We start from the raw sequence: 22,882 nt of genomic DNA, 5'->3' as shown, positions 1-22,882 counted from the left end.
ATTGGAAAAATGCGTAATTACAAGTGCGGTAAGAACCGCAGTAGGCGCGTATCTTGGCAGTCTAAAAACTGTTTCAACTGAGATACTAGCAAGTGAAATATTGAAAGAAGTCGTCAAAAGATCCGGCATCAATCAGGATTTAGTTGATGAAATAATAGTTGGCGAGGCAGTGGGAAGTACCCCGAATGTGGCAAGAACCGCAGCTCTTGTGGCTGGGTTTAAAGAGGATACACCTGGCTATACCATAGACCTTCAATGCGGTTCGGGTCTCCAGGCTGTAGTGTCCGCATCCCAGCAGATAGCGGCCGGGGATGCAGACATAATCATTGCAGGCGGCACGGAAAACATGTCCAGGTCTCCCTATTACCTGCCAATTTCCTCAAGATATGAGGGCTTGCGATTAGGAGATAAGATTTTGTTGGACAGTTTTAAATATATAACCTCCTTTGACTATGCCCCGATCCCAGGACAGGAATTTGAAAAATCAAGCATGGGACTTACCGCTGAAAAGGTGGCGGAAAAATATAATATTTCCAGGGAGGCCCAGGATAAATTTGCCTTGGACAGCCAATTAAAAACAGCCGCAGCAATAGCAAGCGGCAAGTTCAAGGATGAGATCCTGCCTATCGAGGTAAAAACAAAAAAAGACAGCTTTATCTTTGAGGCAGATGAGCATCCCAGATCAAATTCTACTCTTGAGGGGCTGGCAAAGCTTAAACCGGCCTTCAAAGCAGGTGGTACAGTAACTGCCGGTAATGCCTCGGGTATGAATGATGGTGCTTCAGCGGTTTTAGTTATGAGGGAAAGCAAGTCAAAGGAACTCGGCTGCAAACCGATGTGCAGGATATTGTCGAATGCGACAGTTGCCCTTGATCCTACGGTCATGGGACTTGGCCCGGCAAGGGCTATCCCGAAAGCGCTAAAAAAAGCGGGTCTAAGGTTGGCGGACATCGACCTTTTTGAAATAAACGAAGCTTTTGCTGCTCAGACCTTGGGTTGTCTGCATGAATTAGAGATGGAACCCGGGACGGAGCTTTACAAGAAGGTGAATGTAAACGGTGGTGCGATCGCTCTTGGTCATGCTCTCGGCAATAGCGGCACCAGAATATTGACAACATTGATTTATGAGCTTAAACGCAGAGGCGGCAAATATGGTGTTGCCAGCTTATGCATAGGCGGCGGTCAAGGGATCGCAATGGTTATTGAAAACTGTGATTAAAAATTACGAAGGAGCGAAATAGAATGAAGAAGGTTTCTATAGGAGGGGGTCAAGGCTTCTGGGGAGACAGCAATGATGCGGCTGTTCATATGGTCAAAAATGCAAATTTGAATTATTTGGCTTGTGATTACCTTGCTGAGCTAACCTTGTCGATCATGCAAAAACAGAAGCTGAAAAATCCAAATGCTGGTTATGCCAAGGATTTTGTTACCCTATACCAGGAAATTGCCAAGGATTGCGCCGAAAAGGGAATAACCATTTTAACAAATGCAGGCGGCATGAATATTACCGGCGCCGTAAACGAAATTGAAAAAGTAGCGCAGGCCCAGAACTTAAAGGGCCTAAAAATAGGATACGTTCTCGGAGATGATTTAAAAGATAAAATACCAGAGCTAATGGCACAGGGCATCGAATTTAAAAATATGGATAATGACGAAAATTTCAGGAACATTTTGGATAAAATTGTCAATGTAAATGTTTATCACGGCCATGAGCCAATTCTGGAATGTTTAAATAGAGATGCCAAACTGGTCATAACAGGCAGGGCAACCGATTCAAGTTTGTTTTTATCTCCTTTGATGAAGGAATTCGGTTGGGCAACCGATGATTATAACAATCTTGCGAAAGGAATTATGGCAGGCCACTTATTGGAATGCGGCGGGCAAGGTTCCGGCGGCAACTATGATTATGATTGGAGAAACGTACCGGACCTTGATCAGCTTGGTTTCCCAATTGCAGAACTGACAGAAAATAATTTCCACATTACCAAAGCACCGGACTGCGGCGGCTTGATCACGGAACAGTCCTGCAAAGAGCAGATACTTTATGAGATACATGACCCTGCCAACTACTATACGCCAGACGTAATAGCGGACATCAGTAACGCCACATTGACGCAGGCAGGCAAGGATAGGGTCAAGGTGGGCGGCATCAAGGGTAAAAAACCAACAGACCAACTGAAGCTGTGTGTTGGTTACCACGCCGGCTATAAGCTCGTTACCTATTATGCCTATGCCTGGCCGGATGCCTATGAAAAGGCAATGTGTGCAAAAGATATTTTGCTTAAAAAGATGAAAAGAAAAAATTTGCAGTATGAGGACATGCAGATTGACTGCATGGGACTGAATGGACTTCATATGGGAGTTGCCGATATGAGCCCAGAAAAGGTTAGCAATGTTAACGAGGTTATTTTAAGATTTGCTATCCGAACAAAGACAAAGGAAGAGGCGCAAAAGCTCGTCCCTGAAATAGCACCTCTTACATTAAATGGGCCGCCAGGTGGAGCAATGTTTGGCGGGCGTGCAAAAGTAAGTGAAGTGATTAGTTTATGGCCAACTTTTGTGCCAAGGGATGCAGTAAAATTGACAGCGCATATCCTGGAGGTGAAATAGATGGCAGTAATCTACTTAAAAGATATTGCACACGGAAGAAGCGGCGACAAGGGCAATCGAAGCAACATCTGTATTTTTGCCCGGGAACCAAAATATTATGACCTTATCAAAGAGCAGGTTACGGCAGAAAGAGTGAAGGAACATTTTGGTGATGTGGTTAAGGGGAAAGTTGTCAGATACGATGTTCCCACACTAACAGGGTTTAACTTTGTTATGGATGAAGCACTCGGTGGGGGGGCTACAAACTCTCTCCGATTTGATAATATTGGCAAGTGTATGGCTTCGGCATTGATGAGGATGAAGGTCGTTATTGAGGAGTGACTTTAAATAGGATGAGTTTTATAGAAGGGGGAAATGCAGAATGAAAACAAGCGTATATTCAGGGTTCTATAAACTTTCCGTAGAGGATAGATTGAAAGAAGTTGTTGAGTTTGCAGGCATTTCAGAGGAAGATGCAAAAGTAATTGCTGACCCGAATGCCCTTGATCTGGACAAAGCGGACCACATGGTAGAGAACGTAATCGGAACCTATTCATTGCCTATGGGAGTGGCGATCAACTTCTTGATCAACGGTAAGGATTATGTTATCCCAATGGTAACAGAAGAACCATCCGTTATAGCGGCTGCCAGCAATGCTGCGAAGTTTGCGAGGGAAAACGGCGGTATATTTACAAGCAATACGGGATCGATTATGATTGCACAGGTTCAGGTTATTAATGTAGCGGATATACATTATGCCAGAAATATTGTTCTTGAAAACAAAGAAAAAATAAAAGAAATGTGCAATGCGAAGGACCCGGTATTGGTTCAGCATGGCGGCGGGGTTGAGGATGTTGAAGCAAGGGTTATCGACACCTTAGCTGGTAAAATGCTGATCGTTCATTTAATCGTAAATACACTGGATGCCATGGGGGCGAATGCAGTTAACACGATGGCTGAATCCATTGCCCCATATATTGAAGAGCTAACAGGCGGCAAGGTATTCCTAAGAATATTATCAAATCTTGCAGCGAAAAGACTTGCCCGGGCTAGAGTGGTCGTAAAGAAAGAAACCTTAGGCGGAGAAGCTGTTGTCGATGCGATACTTACGGCTTATGCCTTCGCAGAAGCAGACCCATTCAGAGCGGCAACGCATAATAAAGGCATCATGAACGGCGTTAGCGCGGCTGTCATGGCAACAGGCAATGATACAAGGGCTATTGAATCAGGTGCACATGCTTATGCTGCAATTACCGGAAGGTATAAACCATTAACTGTATGGGAGAAAACAAAGGATGGCGACCTTGCCGGATCAATTGAGATTCCCATGGCTGTTGGTTTAGTAGGCGGAGCAACAAAAATTCATCCAACTGCTCAGGTAGCTGTTAAAATGCTTGGCGTGAAAACAGCAGCTGAGTTAGGGGAAGTTTTTGCAGCCTTAGGCCTTATGCAGAATCTTGCGGCAGTGAAGGTTCTCGCGACAGAAGGTGTCCAAAGGGGCCATATGTCACTTCATGCCAGAAATGTGGCCACAGTAGCAGGTGCTAAAGGGGAAGTATTGGAAAAGGTTGTCAAGAGAATGATTGATGAGAAAAATGTAAGGGTTGAATATGCTCAGGAATTAATGAAAGAGTACAGTAAATAAATGACAAGGGGACGGGGTTATTGACAACCTCTTCTGTTTGGGCAGGAACCACTTAAGATGGCGGAATTTAAAACAGCAAGAGCACCACTTTTCCCAGAAGGAAGGCAGGGGAGAGTAACAACAAGATCTATAAATATATTGCTTATTATGACAAATTAATATATTATGTTGAGTAACAAGTCCTATTTACAATAGGACTTGTTACCTTTTTAACGAATAGAAAGCCAAACCTATCCAAAATTGGGGCCCAAAACTGTGTATCTAAATCATTATTTGGTATGATTGCCTGGTCGCCATTTGAATTTTTCTATTTATACTATATTTGGCTACCAATGATAATCATGTCTCATTATGTCTAGTGCCTTTTGCCCCTATCTTAAAAATAGGGGCTTTTAATTTTGTAAGGTGGTGTGCCTTATGATAGATATCAAGAATAACTTCTTTGATCTAATGGTCAAGGTTATGGAAAAAAATGATTCAGCAATGCTGCGGTGGTTTGTTCTGTTGTTTTACTTAACGATCGCTATTTATTTATTTTATATCGTCCTAAAGGCCACTTTTTATTCGTTTGCTTAAGAGGAAGTAGTTTGAATAAAAATAAATTTAGGCAAATTGATGTTAAATTGTTCAGCTTAGCATTCTTTATTATAACTGTACTATTTTTTGTTGTTAGTCAGATTATCCTCGGCTATTCAGAATGTAGCTGCTGCTTCAGAAGAACAAACAGCCTCTACAGAAGAAATTGCTTCAGCTTCGCAAAATTTAGCAATATTATATTGAATAATATTAAAACCCCTTTAAAATCCATAAAAAAGTGCCTAAAAAGGCACTTTTTTATGCGGTGTGTGCCCGGCATGGGCGTTATCTATAGGGTGGATGACATTACCAATTAGTTAATTATTTCGTATCTGACATTGTCTCGTTCCTCTTGTTCCTTTGCAAGCCTAGATCCTGTAGGCGTTATACACAGACCACCCTTACAGGTGCATCTCAATTCACTTGGCAGCTGTTTGCCAACTCGAAACAATGTCTCGGCAGCTTCATCCAGTGGAATGAGAGGGTCATAGCCGCCCATAACGATATTTGCACAGACAACCGAATTGGCAACGGACATGGCATTTCTACTAATACACGGAACTTGTACGAGACCGGCAACGGGATCGCAAATGGTGCCAAGGATATTTTGTATACCACAGGAGGCGGCATCCAGGGATTGTTTTACTGAGCCGCCCATCAAATAAACCAAGGCGGCTGCCGCCATAGCAGATGCTGCCCCCGGTTCTACTTGACAGCCATAAAGCTCTGCAGAAAAATCGCTATCCTTCGACATTACAATTCCTACAATAGCTGCTGTAAACATAGCTTTGGTTTTTTCTTCCATGCTAAGTCCGAGTTTATTAGCGACCCCAAGAATGGCCCCAGGGAATACGCCGGCTGAACCTCCTGTGGGTGCACATATAACAACACCCATTGCACTGCTATATTCCATTGTAGCCATTGCCCAGGGCACAGCTGCATCAAGAACGCCCATATCAAGCCAGGTGTTTCCTTCGTCGCAGGTTTTTTTGATTTTACCGGCGGTTGGTTTTATGATACCATTCATATCTATATTGCCTCTGAGTGCTTCTTTTACACTACTTTCCATGGTCTCGATGGTATATTTCATATAATCCATAACTTCTTTATGACGCCAACCACTTCTTACACATTCATATGCAACAGCAAGCTCCCAAAGTTCTTTATTATCCCGTTTAGAAATTTCCAACAACTCGGCTGCACTTGAAAAGGGTACTTTTGTATTTCTGTTTGAAGGGACTACCAATATAGGAGTTATTAACTTTACATCTGTAACGTTGTCAATGTTTTTAATAAAGTCAATCATACTCGGTTCAACATCTTTTCTAAGTTTGATATTGAATAAGCTTTTGTTGTTAACCGTTGACAGCGTTATTCCTTCATTGTTAATAAACTTTGAAGCAACCGTATTTTTGATATTTTCAAGTTCCTTTGTATTTGCTGAGTGGATATGTATGATAAGTTCATAACAATCGCCAACAACAGAAATATCAAATCCATCTACTTGTAATAGTTTAACCGTGCCACCACCCATGGAATCGGAATATATTACAACGACTTCGTCCTGATCACTGGTCATGGTAATTTTAGCGATATTAGGAACAATCGGTTCAAAATCGCTAATTACAAATTGGATATCGACTCCCGAATCCTTTGCAATCTGAAAGGCTTGTTTTAGTCTAGGATCCTCCGGTCTGAAGCCCAAAAGCCCTGAAACAAATCCCAAATCAGAATGTTGTCCTTTATACATATCCGTATAGGCACCATTTTTGGCAAATTCGATGACAGCCTTTGTGAGGTTGCCGTGGATAAATTGTCTACTAAGGAATCCGATTCTTGCTGGGCCACAAGTGTGTGCACTAGAAGGTCCAACCATTGTTGGCCCAACAATATCATTAAATATACTGGGATTTTGACGTTTCACGATTACCACTCCTTTAGCCTTTAAGTATCGATTTAAAGCTTTTTTAAAGAAAAAGAAGTCGCAAACCTTGATATTAATGGGGTGCGGCTTCTTGTATTTGGCATAATGCCAGTTAATTTGCTGATTAATCAAAATTTTAAATCATCATGTGGTTTTGATGGTCACATGCGTAGTTATAGTTATAGTGGAAGATACTATTATTTTCCTAAAACTAATTGGGGTAACCACATTGATAATGCAGGCAGGTAGGTGGTTATTAATAAGGTTGGTAGCCAGGCGAATACTAATAAATAAAATGTAGGGGTGAACATATTTTTTAACGGAGCATTTCCAAGGCGGCTACTTAAATATAATAACGGTGCCGTTGGTGGTGTAATATTACCCATGCCAAGGTTAACTCCAACAACTGCGGCAAAATGTACAGGACTAATACCAATTTGAATGGCGATGGGGAGTAAAATAGGAGTGCAAAGCAGTACAGCACTGACATCGTCCATAATCATACCCATAATAATCATAAATATGTTCATCATAAGTAGGATTATATACTTATCTTCAGAAATAGCGGTTAGAAAACCTGCCAATACCCCGGTCAAGTCTTCCGTTATATATAATCGGCTTAAGATCATAACCGAATATAACATCACCATGATTACACCGGTCGTCACAGCTGATTCAATGATTGATTCAATAAAGTTCTTGCGGTTTAATCCTTTGTAGATAAAAAAACCTACGGGTATGGCATAAAGTGCTGCTAATGCCGCTGCTTCGGTGGGTGTAAACATGCCGCTATAAATTCCACCTAGAACCATAACCGGCATAACCAAGGCTGGACCCGCTGATACAGTTCGTTTTCCTAAGAGCCTAGTGCGTGTGCTAAAATCCATTTTTTCATTAATCACAATATCTTTATTGTTTCTCAATAACCAAATATTTACCAGGGATATTAATACTACGAGAATAATACCCGGAATAACCGAGGCTAAAAAGCTAGCCAAAACCGATTGGTTACCGATCCAAGCATAAAGAATCATAATCGAACTGGGTGGTATCAACATGCCTAGCACCGCTGCGTTGGCAATAAGAGCGGCGGAATGCCCTTTGGGGTAACCTGCCTTTTCCAGGCGGGGAAACATTAAGGAACCGATAACGGATAAAGTAGCTGCTGCACTTCCTGTAATAGAACCAAACACAGCACAGGAAACCACGGCCACTACTCCTAAACCACCCTTGATCCTCCCTACAAAGACTTCAACTAAATCAATTAACTTACCACCGATTTTACCCTTTGCCATAAAGCCGCCGGCAAGAATAAATAAGGGAATGGCTAATAAGACACTGGTACTCATTTTACTATAGCCGTATGGAAGCAGGAAACTTGGGTCATAGCCAGCTGTGATAACTAAAAAGATAGTTGAGGCAAAGAATGCGAAGGGAACAGGGATGCCTAAAACTAATGTTATGATTAATAATACGATGGCAATTTGTACAAGCATTTATTCACATCCTTATTTAAGCAATTTGACCTTTTCTATATGCAGCAAGATCCTTAATAAAATGGATGACAGTGTATAACGACATTAAAACAAAGCCAATAAAAATGGAGCTTTGTGAAATAATCAAGGGTATTTTTAAAGCGGTGGTGGTACCTCCCTTAGCCAGGCTCCATAAAAAGAAATTCGCAGCAAAATAAGTTACAACTAGACAAAGTGCCGTTGTCATAAATGAGGAAAAAAGTTTTAAAGGACCTAGTATTTGCGGTTTTTTTACCATAGTAGAAATTATTTCTGCAGTAATATGACTTTTCTCATAACTACCATAAGACCCGCCCATAAAATACATCCAAAAAGCCAGCACCACAAGTATTTCCTCAAGTCCCTTGATATCTGTCTTAAAAACGTATCGTAAGATAGCCCCTAAACTGATGGCTACGATAATTGACAAACTAGTAAATACCATAATTCCTTTTTGTATTTTTAAAAGTCCATCCCAAGATAACTTTAACCAATCATTAAAAGTACGGTGGCTCAAAATACTCCCCCCTCGAGATTTTTGTAAATATGCGGATGTTTTGTTTTTCTTTCAGAACATCCGCATATACCAATTCTATTATTTAGTCTCGTATTGAGCCATCAAGCCATCAACGATTTCCTTGCCTAACAATTTTTCCAGTTTAGGCCAGGTTGTTTTGCGGGTATGTTCGGCCAAGGTGTGAATTTCTTCATCGGATAACCGTACAACTTCAATTCCTGCCTTTTCCATTTCAGCCATGCATTCGTTATCGATTTGTTCTGCTTCATCAATACTCCTAGCAGCCAAATCAGCAACAATGGTAGAAACGGTTTTTTGGTCTTCAGGGGTCAGGGATTTAAACAATTCATGATTCATAACCCAGGATGTGTTTTCAAAGTAGTTGTTTACCTGCACATAGTATTTAATAACATCTCTAAATCCGTTGTAATTGGCCACCGGAGGTCCACCGCTCCAGCCATCAGCAACACCTGTTTGCAAAGCGGTATATAATTCTGCATAGGGCACCGAAACAGTTGTAAAGTTCATATCTTCTGCCCATTGTCTAAATACATCAATGGGGGGTACCCGTAATAAAATATTTTTCTTGGCTGTGGGGTCCGTAAGGTTTGTGGGCATTTTGGTCAGGCCCAGTCCACCAAAACCTTCTACGTTAAGGCCTAAAAATTTTACACCTAGTTCTTCATGAACTTGTGCTAGGGTATTGTAGACAAAGGAGCCGGGTGCATAAAGTTTTTTGGCTTGGTCATAGTTCTCAGCAACGGAGTGAACATAAAGTAGTTCTAATCTAGGATCGTAATTACTGGGGATGGTAATTAGGGCCATGTCGATGGTGCCCTTCATGATCTCTTCATAAACGACCGTGTAGTCGCCCAATTGGTTGGCAGGATATACACTAACTTGAATTCGCCCATCGGTTTCCTTTTCGACTCTAGCTTTAAACTCATTCAATGTCTTTGTGCCGGGGTGTTCCACTGGATATTGTCCCGCTATTTTTATTTTGATTGGTTTGTCGCCGGAACTTGCTCCTTCCTTATTAGAGCAGCCGGTTAAGAAGATCGTACCAAGAACAAAAATTGCAAGTACCATGGAAACTAATTTTTTATGCCGCATGATTGCCCCACCCTTCTAAATTGTTAAAATTTTTTAACTTTTTTACAAACGCACAGACTATTACTTTATATTGTAAACAGCAAAAGTATCATTAGACAAGGAGGAACTAGCTGTTGCCGTTTACGTGTAGTGTTAGATTTAGGTTTAAAATATTTTTAGGGCTTTATTCAATAATAAGGCAGGATCTAATACAGAAATTACAGAAAATTTGAGACGGTAAATATGGGACAAGGACTCCTGAAGGGGAGTCCGATTTGATTTAAATTATAAGGGGAGGATTACACCAAGGTCTTTTTCAAGGGCCCTTTCATAAATTCGAATAGCGGTTGCCATATCATCCATTGCGATACCAATATTATTGGCAAGAATAATTTCACGATCATTTTTCCTGCCGGGGGCTTGTTTAGTTAGCAGCTGACCTAATTCATAGAGATTTTTAGGTGTAAAGTTAAAGTAACCTGCATTTTTAAAGTGATCAAATTGGCCAAAATCATCTGTATAATTCTTAACAGCTAACTCAATGGCTTCTCGTTTCCACATGCAATCAAAATCTACCGGAGCAAGCAAGGCACCTTCTTTAATCCATTCAGCTTCAATTACAGGGGTTGGGTTTTTGACAATGGGACCGGCTGTTACAATGATATCACTATTTACAATTGCTTCTTTTGGAGTTGCTACTTGAATGACCTCAACACCAAATTGTTCTGACATATTCTTAGCATAAGCCTTACTAATTTCAGGGAATGCGTCATAGGCCTTGACTTTTTTAATGTCGGGGCAAGTAACCAATAATCCTTCGAGGTTGGTTCTTCCTTGGACACCGCAGCCCAGAATCCCTAATTCTTCACTGCCGGGCCGGGCTAAATATTTCGCGGATAAGCCGGTAACGGCACCGGTTCTCATAGCAGTAATCCAAACGCTATCCATAATCACCAAAGGAACACCCGTATCCGGACAGTTCAATACTAACAAACCATTAATATAGGGAAGACCAATTTCTTGGTTTGAAGGATATCCAGATACCCATTTCATACCGGCGGATTTTAGTTCGGGAATCCAGCAAGGCATAGCGTGAATATAGCAATTTTCCCGGGTGTGAATGCCTGGTTTAGGTGGCATTTCTATTTGATTGTTACCTTTAGCAGTAAACGCTACTTCTAATAAATCAATCATTTCACTCATAGGCATATTGACATTTTCTACGTCACTTTTAGAAAGATACAATACTTGTTTGCCCTTCTTCAATTCGATCTCTCCCTCTCCGTTGTTTTTTCAGTATTATTGAATAATTCTTACATTATTAGTTTATTCTTCGTACGAACTAATTGCATTGTTCCATAAACACAAAGATTTCGATAAATTAAGGCTAATTTTTATACCCAAAGCATAATTCGACATTCTTCGTGTGCTATAATATTAGGAAGAATTATTTGTATTGTTATGATTACGGACGAACGAGGAGCGCTTTTTATGCTAAAAGTTGTGGCAGAAGAACTCGTATTGGCCATGAGTAAAATAATTGGTCGTAATGCAATCCTTACGGATGAAAAAGGTATCATTATTGCCAGTTCCGATGATGCAAATCGAATAGGAAGTCTTCACGAACCCTCGTTGGATGTTATAAAATTACGAACGCCCATATTTACGGACAGTAATGAGGCAAAAAAATACAAAAATGTTAAGCCCGGTTTTACGGCACCCATTGAATTTGCTCATAAAGTTGTTGGTACGGTAGGGGTAGGTGGGGACCCGGAAAAAGTAAGAGATTTTTTATTAATTGTAAAAAAACAAGTTGAAATAATGCTGCGTGAGAACGTATTATTAAAATCAGCCCAACTGCGAGAAAATGCGATTCAAAACTTAATTCGAGAGATTACTGTTTTTGATCTAGATGTAGGAGACACGGCTGTCTTAATATCCCGGGGCCAGGAACTGGGGTACAATCTCAATCTTCCGCATATAGCTATCGTTATCGACCTGCACCAATTTAAATCCCTAACCCAATCAATTCGTAGCAGTGATGCTTCAGAAGGTGATAATCCTGAACTGCTTATTCAATCGTTAATAATGAATGTGCTGAATATCATCAAGCAGACCTTTGATTCCCCCCAGGATATAACTAGTTTTATTGGCAATGATAAATTTGTGGTATTACGTGCCATCTTAACGGTGAAAAAGGAAAGTTCGATTATTGAATACATTGATAACAAATGCTTAGCTTTATTAGCTAACCTCAAAGAACGGGGTATCGATGCAACCATTGGTATTGGAACCATCGCCATGAATTTGGTTGAACTAAGGAATTCGTACCGTGATGCCATTAGGGCCTTAACGATTGGTAACAAGCTAAACGATAAGTCTGACATTTACAATATTAAGGATTTACAGCTAGAAGAACTGATCATCAGTATAAATAAACAAAGGGGTCAGAAAATTGTCGCGAATGTATTAAAAAGTTTACAAGAACAATCAGATTGGCCAGAGCTTGCTCGGACGATACGTGCCTGGTGTGAAACTGGTTTTAGTCCCATTAATACCTCCAAGAAACTAAATATCCACCGCAATACATTTTTCTATCGATTAAATAAAATAGAGCAAATCAGTGGGTTGAATTTGCGTAAGTTTAGGGATGCTACGACTTTATATTTCTCTTTACTATTTTTAGAGTTGGACTAAATTGGGCGCTAAAACTACCCAGGGGCACATTAATACCTTTAAAAATGTGCTGGAAGCACATAGCTTTTCGCTGTTGATTTGTTATATTAAATAGTAAGAGATACCGGCAGATGGAATTTAGGGAGGGTGGAATCTTGCGAATTTTAGTGGCAGAGGATGAACCAATTATCAGAATGGACCTCTGTAGCTTATTAGAGGAATTGGGGCATCAAGTGATTGGGGAATGCCGCAATGGTCGGGATGCCATTAAAATTACGCAAGAGCTGAGACCGGATATCGTTTTGATGGATATTAAAATGCCAGATGTGGATGGTTTAACAGCAACAAAGGTTATTCGTGATAAAAAGCTATCCGCAGTAGTCTTACTAACTTCATTTAGTGATCAAAATACGATAACCAAGGCGATTGACAGTGGTGCTCTTTACTATTTAGTTAAACCCATTGTAAGGGGAAAATTAAAACCGGCTTTAAAGATTGCCTATAAACGATTTACAGATATGCAAAGGTTAAACCAAGAAGTAAGAGAGCTATCCGAAACATTGTCAGAAAGAGATGTTATCTCCCGGTCAAAGTTAGTGCTCCAGCAGAAATTAGGATGCAGTGAAGAAGCAGCCTATAAAGTCTTGCGTAAGCTCAGTATGGAAAGACAGCAAAGGATGATCGTTACAGCTAAACAATTATTGCATAAATACAATGCTTATAAATAATGTTAAAAAATGTTGATAGGATTATAGCAGGAGAAAAAACCAATCGATAGAATATATAAAATATTCAATGCTAGGCTTTAAAATAAAATACAAAAACAGGGTTTGTTTTACCACCCTGCAAGGCAATGAAGCCTTATCGTACTGTTATAGGTATTAACAGTATGGTAAGGCTTCTATTTTTAAAGGGGTTTTTAGAGATGATAGAGAAAACCAGATCAATTCAAGAGTATGTACCAGGCAAACAGGTGACCTTAGCCCACTTGATAGCTCACCCGGTGGAAGACTTATACAGAAAACTAGGGGTAGATGCAGGTGGTGCCATCGGGATACTTACTCTTACCCCCGGAGAAACTGCTATCATTGCAGCGGACATTGCTACTAAGGCTGCCGACGTTCGTATCGGTTTCTTAGACCGTTTTACCGGATCTTTAGTCATTACTGGCGATGTGGCTGCGGTGGAACAAGCATTGATGGAGGTCAATCGGGTTCTAAGGGATAAATTGAGTTATACTTCCTGCGATATTACTCGTTCTTAGGATGGGGGGAAATTAAATGGGACGTGCGATGATGGTAGGTGCTGTGGGTGCTGGCAAGAGTACATTGATAGCTGCACTAAAAGGAGACAGTTTAAATGTACGAAAGACTCAGGCCATGGAATTTGATTCCTACACGGTAGATACCCCCGGTGAATATATTGAAAACCCACGCTTTTATAGGGCTTTACTGGCAACCGCTTTACAAGTAAAGGATGTGCTTTTTTTACAGGATGCCACCAGTGAAAGGTGTATTTACCCACCGGGAATTGCCCAAAGCTTTCCTTGCAGCACGATTGGTGTCATAACAAAAATAGATCATCCAGAAGCGAACATTGAAAAAGCAAAACAATTATTAAAAACGGTAGCCTTAAAAAGCAATGATGTGTATGTTGTTTCGGCCATAAATGGCCAGGGTATTAAAGAATTAAAAGAAAGACTAGCGAGGGAATGAAATAAACAATAGGCGGTGCTAAGCGTGCCTTATTACACCATTAAGCAAGGACAGAGATTAGCTGACCTTTGCCGGGAAAACAGTAATTTAACAGAATCGGATATCCACATTCTGCAAGGTTTACTCAATAACTTGCAGGATTTTGCTGATCTTACCGGGTCGGATATTTTCATTGATGTTCCTACCAAAGATCCGGAGGCTTTCATGGTGGTGGCTGAGGCAAAGCCTACGAATGCGCCATCTTTATATAAAGAAAATGTCGTTGGTAAGTATGCCTTGCGCTTTAATGAACCGGCTATTTTTAAAACCTATGAAAAAGGCGAAACGATGGTAAACATGCAAGGGGTTAGCCAGGAAGGTGTTCCCATCAGCCAAAGGGTTAAATCAATCAAAAATAACCAAGGTGAGGTTATTGCCGTATTAATAATGGAAAGGGATAACAGTTTTCAGGTAAGGCAAGAGAAAACAGTGGAGGTCCTTTCGAATACGACCCAAAAACTTACGGATACTTTATTGAATCTTTCGAATGTCGAAGAACTCTTCCCAACATTAATCCATGATGCTTTGCTCATTATCGATTATGATGGTAGAATTTCTTATGCGAACAAAATAGCCAATGGTTGGTTAAAGAGTCTAATGGCAGGTATTAACCCCATAGGAGTGGCGATTGATGAACTAACCCAAGAGATCGATGCGTTAAAATTAATATTTAGCAGTGATTCCGATGTAAATGAAGTAAATATTAATGGACGTAATCTCTTAGCAAGATCTTTACATATCCTTGATAAAACAGATGTACGAGGTACCGTTTATTTGTTAAGGGATATAACGGAACTGCGTAAAAAGGAAAAGCAGCTGATTGCCAAATCCGCAGTGATCAAGGAAATACATCATCGGGTAAAAAACAATCTGCAAACCATTTCCAGTCTGATGCGATTGCAGATGAGGCGGGTAAATAATGAGGAAGCCCGGGTAGCTTTTCAGGAAAGTATTAACCGTATTGGTTGCATCGCCTTAGTACATGAGCGATTTTCCAGAGAAAGCCCCGATGTGATTGAGTTGCGGGAGTGTATCCAAGATATCGTAAATATTTTAACCGATATGCTGCCGCCGGATCAAAATATTACCATTGACGTGAATGGTGATGTGATTTATCTTGCATCCGAACAAGCCACACCGGTAGCCATTGTAGTCAATGAAATCATCCAAAACTCATTTAAATATGCCTTCAATAATGCCATCAATGGTAAATTAACCATTGATATAGAGCAAAATAAAGGGAGGGTTAAGATCGTCATTCATGACAGTGGGGCAGGATTTCCAGAGGGATTTGACATTGCAGTTAATGCAAACCTTGGTTTGCAGATAACCCAAGCACTTGTTGGAGAAAGTTTAGGTGGCAATATAACCATGTACAATGATGCTGGCGCAGTCGTGGAAATTGACTTCCCTTGGGGGGTTGAAAACAGTGAAGTCCCTGCGAATCGTATTGGCAGATGATGAGTTTCTAACCCGTATGGATTTAAAGGAGATGCTTATTGAGCTGGGACACCAAGTAGTCGGTGAGGCCCCAAATGGATTGCTGGCGCTGGATTTAGTGCGAAAATTAAAACCTGATTTAGCAATACTGGATGTCAAGATGCCAAAGCTGGATGGCATAAAAGCGGCGAAGCTGATTACAGGGGAAAAACTCGGCATGGTGATATTACTGACAGCCTTCAGTGAAGATGAGTTAATAACCAGTGCTTTGGATGCTGGGGTAATGGGTTACCTTACCAAACCTGTAACGGAGAAGGAGCTGGCACCAGCTTTGCAGATTGCCTGGGAGCGTTACCGGGAGATCATGTTATTGAAACATGAAAAAGTGCAATTGAAAGAACGTCTTAACAAAGACATCCGACAAGAAAAACTCAAAAATACCAGTGGTAAGTTATCAAAATAGAATACACGGGGCAAAGAGGTCCTTAGGGTATGGAATGACGTTTGTTGATTTCATGCCTAAGGACCTTTTTGTTTTTAGATAGAACGAACTGACAAGGGGTGAGGCATAGGGATGAAACGAAGGACCAAGATTTTTGGCCAAGTGTTCTCCTTCCAAACTGTTCGGGAGGTATTAGCAAAGGCCAGTGAAGAAAAATCCGGGGACATCTTAGCCGGTATTGCCGCTACATCGGCTGCGGAGCGAGTGGCTGCCAAGGTTGTGTTAAGCGAACTTACTTTGGAAGATATCTATAACAACCCATCCGTTTCATATGAGGAGGATGAAGTTACCCGAGTAATATATGACCATATCAACCAACCAATCTATCAACAAATTAAAGGTTGGTCGGTTGCAGAGCTGAGGGAGTTTATCCTAAGCAATGAAACGAACAATGGTTGTTTGAGACGGCTAAGCCGGGGACTAACAAGTGAGATGGTGGCGGCTGTTACGAAACTAATGAGTAACCTGGATTTAATTTATGGTGCTAGCAAATTAATCGTTACTGCCCACTGCAACACGACCATCGGTTTGCCGGGAACACTGGCAACCCGTTTGCAGCCAAACCATTCCACCGATAGCCCGGAGGGGATACTTAGCTCACTGAGGGAGGGCTTGGCCTATGGCATTGGGGATGCTCTGGTGGGCTTAAATCCAGTGGAAGACTCGGTGGTAAGTACGACTCGCTCTTTAGAGACCATGTATAACTTTGTGCAGGAGTGGGAGGTTCCTACCCAGGTTTGTGTTTTATCCCATGTAACCACACAGATGAAAGCCATCGAAAAAGGGGCACCGGCGGATTGTATTTTCCAAAGCATCGCAGGTACCCAAAAAGGGAATGAAGCTTTCGGTATTCGTGTGGGTTTGTTGGAACAAGCGAGGGAATTAGCCCTTAGTTATGGCCGGGGGACGGGTCCCAATGTAATGTACTTAGAAACGGGTCAGGGTTCAGAGCTTTCATCGGATTCCCACCATGGCGTGGATCAACTAACTTTGGAAGCCCGTTGCTATGGTTTGGCCAAGCACTTACAGCCATTTATGGTCAATACCGTGGTGGGTTTTATTGGACCAGAGTATTTATATGATGCTAAACAGGTAATCCGTGCTGGTTTGGAAGATCACTTTATGGGTAAGTTAACCGGTATTCCGATGGGTGTAGATGCCTGCTACACAAACCATATGAAGGCAGATCAGAACGACATTGAAAACTTAGCGGTTCTTTTGGCCAATGCCGGGGTAACGTATTTTATCGGCATTCCCATGGGTGACGATGTCATGCTGAATTATCAATGCACCAGTTACCATGATAATGCAACTTTAAGACAGGTATTAAACAAGCGACCCTTACCGGCCTTTGAAAAATGGCTGATCAAAATGGGCCTGCTGGAAAATGGGCGACTTACTGCCAAGGCCGGTGATACCTCATTTTTCACGCGAAAGGGGGTGTAATCCGTGCTAGAAGAACAAATTCGCCAGATCGTGCAAGCCGTTGTTAAACAAATGAATGATACGGTGGCGGAAAATAATCAAATAGAAGCTAACGGCTTAGAAAATGACAAGAGCATCCCTGCCGGCGAGGGGAATGTGGTAGATGAAGATTTGGAAGATTTTTCAGCCATCGATCTGCAAAAGGAAATTCTTGTTCCTCACCCCAGGGACAGTGCAGCATTAGCCTATTATAAGCAGACAACAACGGCACGTATTGGCGTTTGGCGCTGTGGCCCGAGACCCTTAACACGTACCTTGTTGCGCTTTAGAGCAGACCATGCAACGGCCCAGGATGCAGTTTTTCAAGAAGTAAACGAACAGTTTTTAGAAAAATTTGATTTGGTTAAGGTAAAAACCTTAATTCAGGATAAGGATCAATATTTAACTCGGCCCGACTTGGGTAGAAAACTGCCAGATGAAGAAATAGCCAAGATAAAACAAACGTGTAGTCTAAAACCACAAGTGCAAATTGTAATTGCAGATGGTCTGAGTTCTAAAGCAATTGAGGCAAACTTAGCAGAGATTTTGCCCTCACTAAAACAAGGACTGCAGGCGCAAAACCTCACATCCGGCAGGGATATCTTTGTTAAATTTGGCCGAGTAGATGTTATGGATGTTATTGGCATGGTTTTGGAAGCGGAGGTGGTCGTGCTCCTGGTAGGTGAAAGACCTGGTTTAGGAAGTTCTGAGAGCATGAGTGCTTACCTGGTTTATAAGCCGGGCCCCGCAACATTGGTGGCGGATCATACCGTTATATCGAATATTCATAAGGGTGGTACACCTCCGGCCGAAGCAGGGGCTCACCTAGCCACAGTTATCAAGACAATTTATGATGCGAAGGCCAGTGGGGTTAAATTGAGCCTGCAATAGGCGGGGGGAATTCAGTGAGTGATAAGCTGACGAAAGAATTATTAAGTGTCGGTATTGATATTGGCACCACGACCACCCAATTGGTGATTAGCCGCATCATTGTGAGCAATACCGCAGCCGGGTCGGCTGTGCCTAGGATGACGATTACCGGAAAAAAGATCTTGTACAGAAGTGATATCCATTTTACTCCCTTAACAAACCATGAATGGATAGATGCCCCTGCTGTAACTGAAATAATAACACGGGAATATCACCGGGCGGGCATAACTCCTGCTGAAGTAGATACCGGTGCAGTAATCATAACGGGGGAAACTGCTAAAAAGGAGAATGCCCGTAGAATTTCGGAGGCAATGGCTGGCTATGCCGGTAACTTTGTGGTGGCCAGTGCAGGACCCTTAATGGAGTCAATCATAGCTGGCCGGGGGGCCGGAGTTGCCACAACTTCTTTAGACATGCATAGGGTATGCCTTAATCTTGATGTTGGTGGCGGTACATCAAATTTGGCTGTTTTTAAAGATGGTACGCCCATCGATGCTACCTGCATTAATATTGGGTGCCGCTTAATTGAACTGGAGCAGGGCGGCAACACGATAAAATTTTTGGCACCTGCAGCAAGGGTGGTCATGCAGGAGTGTGGTTTGGCATTGCAAGTAGGAGAGAGGATATCTTTAGACCAAATTCGCTTGATAGCAAGTCATATGGCGGCTGCCGTAAAAAGTCTGGTCGTTTCTACTCAGCTTCCCCAATTAAGTGAACGATTGCTGATGGGGCCCGCATTAAGGTTAGATTATCCGGTTCAGATGATCAGTTTTTCCGGTGGTGTGGCTGATTTTGTGTACTCGCCCGAAGAAATCTGGAGTATTTCTGAGGGAACTCTCTATGGGGATATTGGACCATTTTTGGGAGAAGCACTGAGGAAAGCCTTCATCGGTGAGCAATGGCAGCTGGTTAAGCCTAAGGAAACCATTCGGGCTACCGTTATCGGTGCGGGGGCTCATACCTTAAGCTTAAGCGGCAGTACCGTACAGATAGCACCAGAACTTTTGCCAATACGAAATGTACCTGTTGTAAAACCTTTTGCCCAGGGATGTCCAACGAACATGGCTGATTTTAAAGCAGGACTAGTCAGGCAATTACAACCTTATCAATTGGATGGGTTTAATGAACCACTGGCAATCTCCCTTAAAGGAATTGGGGGAGTACAATTTAGCAAAATACAAGAAGCGGCAAGGACAATCATAGAAGGCGCCAAGGATTACATTGCTTCGAAACAGCCCCTAATATTAATTCTCGAAGAGGATTGTGCTAAAGTTCTGGGGCAAACGTTGCAATATTACCTGGGTCACCGGGCAGGAATCATTTGTTTAGATCAACTCTGTGTGGATGATGGCGATTACATTGATATCGGTGAACCCATTATGGCTAACACGGTCGTTCCCGTAATCATAAAAACGCTGGTATTTGAAAGTGACCAGAAAAAACCGTAACACCAAATAAGCCAGAGGGGAGGGGAAGTAAAGTTTTAACTCCGATTAAAGCAGATATTTTAGCTGTTAAGTTTATCCCAAACGTGTCAGCAGACTTAGCCGTCAAATTAGAGCTAAAAGAAGAACAGCGTAGTATTGGCATGATTACCTGTAGTATTGATGATGCTGGTTATACTGCCCTGGATGAAGCGACCAAAAAGGCAATGGTTGATGTGGTCTACGCAAAATCTTTTTATGCCGGTGCTGCCCATGCCTCGGGGCCATTATCTGGTGAATTTATTGGCATTTTGGCGGGACCAACTCCGGCGGAAGTGAAAAGCGGTATGGAAGCAGCCATAACCTGTTTAGAAACCGAAGCCTTTTTCTATACGGCGGATGAACAGGGCCTGATCGCATTTTACCCACATGTTATTTCCCGTACAGGCAGTTATTTATCAAAGACAGCGGGAATCCAAGAAGGTCAACCGCTTGCCTACCTCATTGCACCGCCTCTTGAATCTACCTTTGCAGTAGATGCAGCACTCAAAGCAGCCGACGTTGAAATGAAGGTTTGGTTTGGGCCACCAAGTGAAACAAACTTTGGCGGGGCCTTATTAACGGGTACCCAGAGTTCCTGTACCGCTGCTGCAGATGCTTTTAAAGAAGCTGTTTTATCCGTAGCTAGGTCACCGAGGGATATTTAAAAGGCCGTGAGCCATGGGCCGTGGGCCTTGGGCTTTGGTGAATGTTTTGCTTTGGGGTCTTTGGCTCATGGCTCACGGCACAGGGCTCATGGCCGACTGATTTTTATTAGTTGTTTGTGACCAAGGCCATGGATAGTTAGTTAGTTAAACTTATTAAATCAATCATTTAGGAGGTAAAAATTATGAGTAATGCAAACGCATTGGGATTAATTGAAACGAAGGGTTTGGTCGGAGCCATCGAGGCTTCTGATGCCATGGTAAAGGCGGCTAACGTGTATTTAATCGGTAAAGTTCATGTTGGTGGTGGGCTTGTTACGGTAATGGTACGCGGGGATGTTGGTGCTGTTAAAGCAGCCACCGATGCAGGTGCAGCAGCAGCCCAACGGGTTGGCGAGCTTATTTCCGTGCACGTTATTCCCAGACCACACGCGGATGTAGAATTAATCCTTCCTAAGCTAGAGGGCTAGGACCAATTAATTGCTGTGTTAGGGGAGGGTTTTATCGTTGAGAATATTTACCGAAATGGAGCTGCAAGAAAGATACCGTAAAAAGCCCTTTGCAATCTTTAACCTTCCGGCAAATTGCAAACTCACCCCGGCAGCGGTTCAATTTTTGCAAGATAAACGTATTAAGGTTGAGACAGGGGACAACAATCCCCCTGTCTCGAATGCCGAGGTGAATTTAGCGGGTAGCCCTAGAAATACAAAGGGATATCTGCTGCCAGATGGCAAGGCTATTGAACAAAAGCCTGAACATATGACCCAATTAAGAGGGAAAAATCTGGTGGATAAGCGTCATCCGGTAATTCGTCTAAGAGGTAAGTTGGATTCCCTACAGGCCCAGATCATAGAAACGATCATCGATTTGCAAACAATGGGTTTTAGCCAAATAGCAGAGGAAATGATTGAAATATTAAAGCTTTCCAGGGCACTAATGCGTGCGGAGGTTACCGGGGAACAACTGCCTGCACCAACCTTTGCAGGGTTGGATGCCCAAGCCATCCGTGAGTTTTCACATTACCCAGAGAAACACATTGGTGTAAAGCACTTCCTGCCTGATCCATCCCACGGGCGATTCATGTCGCGGCTTAATATAATACGTACCCTGGTGAGGGAAACAGAATTGATAGCTGCTGATGTTTTTTGCCAAGAAGATGGAACCACATCCCGGGGTGACATAATGCAAACATTAAATCGCATGAGCAGCATGATCTACATTATGATGTGCCAATTGAAGGCAGGTAAGTACTATCTAGGCAGTGTTAGGGAGTGATAAGGTGGACACCACGCAAGATTTAAGTTCCAGTGATAGCATTTTACAAAAATTTGCATCCGTTATTGAAAACCCTAAAAAGGTTGAGCCGGGCGTAAAGCTTTATACAGGTGTAGACTTAGGAACTGCCTATATTGTATTAGCGGTTATCGATGAAGAGGGTAATCCAGTGGCCGGAGCGATGCAGTTTGCTCAGGTAGTAAAGGATGGACTGGTAGTAGATTATCTAGGTGCTGTGGATATTGTAAGAGGTTTAAAAGCTCAACTGGAAGAAAAACTGGGCCGTGTATTGGATTTAGCTGCAGTTGCCTTTCCGCCTGGGACAGGCAAGGGCGATGCTCGTACGATTCGCAATGTGGCTGAAGCTGCCGGCTTTGAAGTAATAGCAGAAATTGATGAACCAACTGCTGCCAATGCCGTTCTGGGCATAACAGATGGTGCGGTGGTTGATATTGGTGGCGGCACAACCGGCACCGCCATTATCCAAGCTGGCAAAGTAGTGAATGTTTCGGATGATCCCACTGGCGGAACTCATTTTAGTCTTGTTATCGCTGGGGCCTTTAAAATTAGCTTTGAAGAAGCAGAAGACAGAAAGAAATCCCCCCAGGGGCGTACGGAAGTAATCCATTTGTTAAGGCCTGTGATGGAAAAGGTAGCATTTATTATTAACAATCACTTGAAAGAATACTCAGTTGAAGCAGTTTACTTAGCAGGGGGCACCAGTTGCCTGGAGGGGATAGAAAATGTTGTATCCCAGATAGTAGGTGTGCCGGTGCTAAAACCAGCAAATCCATTTTTAGTTACTCCCCTTGGAATAGCAATGTATTGTCGAGCTGGTGCTGCTAGTAACGAATGA

The 22,882-nt window shown here is 42.3% G+C and carries 23 protein-coding genes; 18 read left to right on the top strand and 5 right to left on the bottom strand.

Annotated elements, in window-relative coordinates; genetic code table 11:
- Position 1: 1 nt before the first annotated feature.
- The 5 genes from AC1U9Z_RS06270 (at position 2) to AC1U9Z_RS06250 (ending at position 4,810) form a co-directional block, all read left to right on the top strand.
- Complete coding sequence (locus tag AC1U9Z_RS06270) at positions 2–1,219, top strand: thiolase family protein (protein ID WP_479956408.1); 1,218 nt, start codon at positions 2–4, stop codon at positions 1,217–1,219.
- 23 nt (positions 1,220–1,242) lie between these two features.
- Positions 1,243–2,610 (top strand): acyclic terpene utilization AtuA family protein, encoded by a 1,368-nt coding sequence (locus AC1U9Z_RS06265; RefSeq protein ID WP_479956406.1) that lies wholly within the window; start codon positions 1,243–1,245, stop codon positions 2,608–2,610.
- The gene (locus AC1U9Z_RS06260) at positions 2,611–2,931 is read left to right on the top strand and encodes an AtuA-related protein (RefSeq protein WP_479956404.1); all 321 of its coding nucleotides are present in this window, start codon (positions 2,611–2,613) and stop codon (positions 2,929–2,931) included.
- Between the two features lie 40 nt (positions 2,932–2,971).
- Entirely contained in the window at positions 2,972–4,234 is a 1,263-nt protein-coding gene (locus AC1U9Z_RS06255; RefSeq protein ID WP_479956403.1) for a hydroxymethylglutaryl-CoA reductase, degradative, read from the top strand.
- A 417-nt stretch (positions 4,235–4,651) separates the two neighbouring features.
- Positions 4,652–4,810 carry a hypothetical protein gene (locus AC1U9Z_RS06250; protein ID WP_479956401.1) on the top strand — a complete coding sequence of 53 codons (159 nt, stop codon included), beginning with the start codon at positions 4,652–4,654 and terminating at the stop codon, positions 4,808–4,810.
- 313 nt (positions 4,811–5,123) lie between these two features.
- Here AC1U9Z_RS06250 and AC1U9Z_RS06245 read toward each other — a convergent pair whose 3' ends face one another.
- The 5 genes from AC1U9Z_RS06245 to AC1U9Z_RS06225 form a co-directional block, all read right to left on the bottom strand.
- Positions 5,124–6,734 (bottom strand): L-serine ammonia-lyase, iron-sulfur-dependent, subunit alpha, encoded by a 1,611-nt coding sequence (locus tag AC1U9Z_RS06245; RefSeq protein WP_479956399.1) that lies wholly within the window; start codon positions 6,732–6,734, stop codon positions 5,124–5,126.
- Positions 6,735–6,931: 197 nt separating this feature from the next.
- Positions 6,932–8,230: a TRAP transporter large permease gene (locus AC1U9Z_RS06240; RefSeq protein WP_333529707.1), complete on the bottom strand. Its 1,299-nt coding sequence runs from the start codon at positions 8,228–8,230 to the stop codon at positions 6,932–6,934.
- 16 nt (positions 8,231–8,246) lie between these two features.
- Positions 8,247–8,765 carry a TRAP transporter small permease gene (locus AC1U9Z_RS06235; RefSeq protein WP_479956397.1) on the bottom strand — a complete coding sequence of 173 codons (519 nt, stop codon included), beginning with the start codon at positions 8,763–8,765 and terminating at the stop codon, positions 8,247–8,249.
- A 78-nt stretch (positions 8,766–8,843) separates the two neighbouring features.
- Entirely contained in the window at positions 8,844–9,878 is a 1,035-nt protein-coding gene (dctP, locus tag AC1U9Z_RS06230; RefSeq protein ID WP_479956395.1) for a TRAP transporter substrate-binding protein DctP, read from the bottom strand.
- A gap of 264 nt (positions 9,879–10,142) precedes the next feature.
- Complete coding sequence (locus tag AC1U9Z_RS06225) at positions 10,143–11,123, bottom strand: ornithine cyclodeaminase family protein (RefSeq protein ID WP_479956393.1); 981 nt, start codon at positions 11,121–11,123, stop codon at positions 10,143–10,145.
- A 225-nt stretch (positions 11,124–11,348) separates the two neighbouring features.
- Between AC1U9Z_RS06225 and AC1U9Z_RS06220 the strand changes: the two genes are divergently transcribed.
- The 13 genes from AC1U9Z_RS06220 (at position 11,349) to eutJ (ending at position 22,882) form a co-directional block, all read left to right on the top strand.
- Complete coding sequence (locus tag AC1U9Z_RS06220; protein ID WP_333529703.1) at positions 11,349–12,554, top strand: sugar diacid recognition domain-containing protein; 1,206 nt, start codon at positions 11,349–11,351, stop codon at positions 12,552–12,554.
- A 134-nt stretch (positions 12,555–12,688) separates the two neighbouring features.
- On the top strand, positions 12,689–13,261 hold the full coding sequence (locus tag AC1U9Z_RS06215) for an ANTAR domain-containing response regulator (RefSeq protein WP_479956391.1): 573 nt from the start codon (positions 12,689–12,691) through the stop codon (positions 13,259–13,261).
- Between the two features lie 197 nt (positions 13,262–13,458).
- Entirely contained in the window at positions 13,459–13,797 is a 339-nt protein-coding gene (locus AC1U9Z_RS06210) for a BMC domain-containing protein (protein WP_333529701.1), read from the top strand.
- 16 nt (positions 13,798–13,813) lie between these two features.
- Positions 13,814–14,248, top strand: a complete 435-nt coding sequence (locus AC1U9Z_RS06205) for a EutP/PduV family microcompartment system protein (RefSeq protein WP_479956388.1) — start codon at positions 13,814–13,816, stop codon at positions 14,246–14,248.
- Positions 14,249–14,272: 24 nt separating this feature from the next.
- Complete coding sequence (locus tag AC1U9Z_RS06200) at positions 14,273–15,748, top strand: sensor histidine kinase (RefSeq protein WP_479956386.1); 1,476 nt, start codon at positions 14,273–14,275, stop codon at positions 15,746–15,748.
- Positions 15,717–16,190 (top strand): ANTAR domain-containing response regulator, encoded by a 474-nt coding sequence (locus AC1U9Z_RS06195; RefSeq protein ID WP_479956384.1) that lies wholly within the window; start codon positions 15,717–15,719, stop codon positions 16,188–16,190. The genes AC1U9Z_RS06200 and AC1U9Z_RS06195 overlap by 32 nt, the downstream gene beginning before the upstream one ends.
- A gap of 111 nt (positions 16,191–16,301) precedes the next feature.
- Positions 16,302–17,675: an ethanolamine ammonia-lyase subunit EutB gene (locus AC1U9Z_RS06190; protein ID WP_479956382.1), complete on the top strand. Its 1,374-nt coding sequence runs from the start codon at positions 16,302–16,304 to the stop codon at positions 17,673–17,675.
- A gap of 3 nt (positions 17,676–17,678) precedes the next feature.
- A complete protein-coding gene (gene eutC, locus AC1U9Z_RS06185; RefSeq protein WP_479956380.1) occupies positions 17,679–18,584 on the top strand; it encodes an ethanolamine ammonia-lyase subunit EutC in 906 nt (301 codons plus the stop codon).
- A 14-nt stretch (positions 18,585–18,598) separates the two neighbouring features.
- Positions 18,599–20,071 carry an ethanolamine ammonia-lyase reactivating factor EutA gene (locus tag AC1U9Z_RS06180; RefSeq protein WP_479956378.1) on the top strand — a complete coding sequence of 491 codons (1,473 nt, stop codon included), beginning with the start codon at positions 18,599–18,601 and terminating at the stop codon, positions 20,069–20,071.
- 44 nt (positions 20,072–20,115) lie between these two features.
- A complete protein-coding gene (gene eutL / locus AC1U9Z_RS06175; protein ID WP_333529732.1) occupies positions 20,116–20,754 on the top strand; it encodes an ethanolamine utilization microcompartment protein EutL in 639 nt (212 codons plus the stop codon).
- A gap of 182 nt (positions 20,755–20,936) precedes the next feature.
- Positions 20,937–21,221 carry an ethanolamine utilization microcompartment protein EutM gene (gene eutM / locus AC1U9Z_RS06170; RefSeq protein WP_333529694.1) on the top strand — a complete coding sequence of 95 codons (285 nt, stop codon included), beginning with the start codon at positions 20,937–20,939 and terminating at the stop codon, positions 21,219–21,221.
- A 37-nt stretch (positions 21,222–21,258) separates the two neighbouring features.
- The gene (locus AC1U9Z_RS06165; protein ID WP_479956375.1) at positions 21,259–22,026 is read left to right on the top strand and encodes a hypothetical protein; all 768 of its coding nucleotides are present in this window, start codon (positions 21,259–21,261) and stop codon (positions 22,024–22,026) included.
- Between the two features lie 4 nt (positions 22,027–22,030).
- Positions 22,031–22,882, top strand: a complete 852-nt coding sequence (gene eutJ, locus AC1U9Z_RS06160) for an ethanolamine utilization protein EutJ (RefSeq protein ID WP_479956373.1) — start codon at positions 22,031–22,033, stop codon at positions 22,880–22,882.

Source organism: Desulfotomaculum sp. (assembly GCF_982386235.1).
The sequence above is the reverse complement of the archived record's forward strand: the minus strand, read 5'-3'. Positions and strand labels throughout refer to the sequence as shown.